We start from the raw sequence: 2,909 nt of genomic DNA, 5'->3' as shown, positions 1-2,909 counted from the left end.
TTTTCCTCCTTTGTCAACCCCTTTTTACATCTTTTTTTGACTTTATCTTCTCCTTATTCCTAACTTAATGACATTACCCAGCTTGCCTTTTACTGCGGCTGGCCCAAGGCGTGGAGTACCTTCCCGCTGATNCAGGAGGTCTATGGCGAGGATGATGGCGTAGACCCCGACCAGCTGTCTTGCTTCCCGGTAGGGGAAAAGAATGACACTTTCGCCCGGTATTTTATTGGGCAGAGCTACCTTGCCCCTCTGTCTACCCAGCAGGTGCCGGTATTCAACGTGACCTTTGAACCGGGGTGCCGGAATAACTGGCACATCCATCACGCCGAGGACGGCGGCGGACAGATGCTGGTCTGCGTCAGCGGCCGGGGCTGGTATCAGGAGTGGGGCCAGGAGCCGCGAGAGCTGCGCCCCGGTGATGTAGTGAACATCCCCGCTGGTGTGAAGCACTGGCACGGTGCGGCCAAGGATTCCTGGTTCCAGCACTTGGCCGTAGAGGTCCCCGGCGAGGGTGGACGGACCGAGTGGTATGAGGCGGTAGACGAGGAGCAGTATAGCGTTTTGAAATAAAATACGGCAGATAAAAGGCTGAGGCATGGAACCTCAGCCTTTTTTGATGCCTGTCAGTGTCAACCTTTGACTTGATACTGATGAACTAATCGAGACTTCTGTTTTCTGCCTCCGTGCGTTAAAATCAAATCGTAGCAAGGAATAACAGCAATCACGGCAGAAAGGAATCACGATGGAACAGCGAGTATTAGGGCGCGATTTGAAGGTTTCAGCCCTTGGCCTTGGGTGCATGGGTTTCTCCCATACCTACGGTGCGCCCACAGATCGAACCGAGGCCATCCGCTTGATCCAGCAGGCGGCGGATATGGGCTATACCTTCTTTGATACCGCCGAGGTCTACGGAACGGCGGACAATCCCCACCACAACGAGGAATTGGTGGGAGCCGCGCTGCGGTCGCAGCGGGAGCAGGTGGTCATTGCCACCAAGTTCGGCATCCANTTTGACATGGGCAGCACGGCGGTAAACAAGCCCCTTGTACCGGATTCCCGGCCCGCAGTGATCCGAACCTCCGTGGAAAATTCTCTGCGGCGGCTGGGGNCGGATCACATTGACCTCTACTATCAGCACCGGGCTGACCCCAATGTGCCGGTGGAGGAAGTGGCCGGGGTAATGGCCGATCTGATCCGAGAGGGCAAGATCACCCATTGGGGCCTGTCCGAAGCGACTGAGGACACTATCCGCCGCGCTCACGCCGTCTGCCCGGTAACAGCGATTCAGAACCGCTACTCCATGATGGCACGGTGGTATGAGGACCTGTTCCCGGTCCTGGAGGAGCTGGGCATCGGCTATGTGGCGTTCTCCCCGCTGGCAAACGGCCTCCTCTCCGCACAGTACGGAACAGAAACCAAGTTTGAAGCCGGGACGGACTACCGGAGCGTCATGCCGCAGTTCACCCCGGAGGGTATGGAGCAGAACCGGGCGCTGCTGGAATTGCTCCACCGGCTGGCTGCGGAGAAGTCTGCAACACCTGCGCAAATTTCCCTGGCATGGATGCTGCGCAAGAAGCCGTATATCGTCCCGATTCCCGGCACCCGCAAGCTGGAACGGATGCGGGAGAACGCGGGAGCGGCGGATACTGTGCTGACAGCTTCCGAGGTGCAGGCACTGGACAATGCGCTGGACACTATGGAGATGTCCCGGGTGTTCGGCGGTACAAAAATCACAAAATAGGAGGTTTCCCACCATGAAAAAAATGAAACGTATTTGGGCGCTGCTTTTGACCGCAGCCACGATCCTCTCCCTGCTGGCCGGGTGTGCCAGCACTCCCACTCAGCCTGCGGGGGACAACAACGCCCCTCCCACGGTTCAGCCCAATGAGCCGGTCAACCCTTATCCCGATGCGCTGGTGATCGCCGAGCAGGGGATGTTCTCCGCCGGAGGCACGGTGCTGACCTCTGAGGGGACCTTTGACGTTTCCAACTACTATATGTCCAGGGAAGGTTCCACCTCCCATGTGGATCACGCCAATGTGTTCTATCAGATTCCGGCAGAGGAGAGCGGTCTGCCCATGGTGTTCCTCCACGGCTACGGTCAGTCCCGCATGGGCTGGATGACCACCCCGGACGGACGCCCCGGTTGGTCTGACCTGTTCCTGCGGATGGGCCACAGCGTGTTCCTCATCGACCAGCCCCGCCGTGGGGAGGCCGGACAGACCTCCGTGGCCGGGACCATCAGCACCGAACCCTCTGACCAGACCTGGTACACTCAGTTCCGTATCGGCACTTATCTGGACAATACTTTCACCTACAACGAGGGTTCTCAGTTCCCCACGGGAGAGAATGTGCTGGATCAGTTCTTCCGTCAGATGACCCCGGACACCGCTATGGATTCAGCGAACGGCGATCAGAACATTGACACGACCATAGTGGCCCAGGCGGTAGCGGCAACGATTGATGAGGTCTATGCGCGGACCGGGAAGGATTCTGTTCTTGTCACCCATTCCCAGGGCGGTATGCCCGGTTGGGAAACAGCCCGGTATACCGATCACATTGCCGCAATCGTGGCGATTGAACCGGGAATGGCCCCGATGGTAGACAGCGAGGACTATGCCGCCCTGCTGGAGAAAAATATCCCCGTTACATTCTACTATGGCGACTACATTGGCGAGGAGTTCCCCGATGTTCCGGCAGCAGGTATGTGGGGCATGATGGCCTCCAGCGCGGACGCTTTCACAGCGGCTTACACAGCGGCGGGCGGGAGCAGTACCGTGGTGCATCTGCCCGAAGAAGGGATCACCGGCAATGACCACTTCATGTTCCAGGACTTAGAAGCTGTACCAATAGGCTAAAACCGCTTGAGTAAAGTGCTGAAAGCAGCAATGGTGCAAACAGCTTGTGCA

At 57.8% G+C, this 2,909-nt stretch carries 3 protein-coding genes; all 3 read left to right on the top strand.

The genetic code is table 11. The annotated features are described in order from the left end of the window. The first annotated feature begins 279 nt into the window (after nt 1–279). The 3 genes from JX325_RS18785 to JX325_RS14645 all read left to right on the top strand — a co-directional run bounded on the left by JX325_RS18785 (nt 280) and on the right by JX325_RS14645 (nt 2,858). Nucleotides 280–570 carry a cupin domain-containing protein gene (locus JX325_RS18785; RefSeq protein WP_374220634.1) on the top strand — a complete coding sequence of 97 codons (291 nt, stop codon included), beginning with the start codon at nt 280–282 and terminating at the stop codon, nt 568–570. A gap of 172 nt (nt 571–742) precedes the next feature. Then, nucleotides 743–1,741, top strand: coding sequence for an aldo/keto reductase (locus JX325_RS14650; RefSeq protein WP_204791816.1), 999 nt, complete (start codon nt 743–745; stop codon nt 1,739–1,741). A gap of 13 nt (nt 1,742–1,754) precedes the next feature. Then, on the top strand, nt 1,755–2,858 hold the full coding sequence (locus JX325_RS14645) for an alpha/beta fold hydrolase (RefSeq protein WP_204791815.1): 1,104 nt from the start codon (nt 1,755–1,757) through the stop codon (nt 2,856–2,858). Nucleotides 2,859–2,909: the final 51 nt, after the last annotated feature.

Source organism: Oscillibacter sp. CU971 (assembly GCF_905219725.1).
GTDB lineage: Bacteria > Bacillota > Clostridia > Oscillospirales > Oscillospiraceae > Oscillibacter.
The sequence above is the reverse complement of the archived record's forward strand: the minus strand, read 5'-3'. Positions and strand labels throughout refer to the sequence as shown.

Bases quoted from the DNA above. Each gene is read 5' to 3' on its own strand.
- JX325_RS14645 (WP_204791815.1), top strand. From the start codon at position 1,755: ATGAAAAAAATGAAACGTATTTGGGCGCTGCTTTTGACCGCAGCCACG.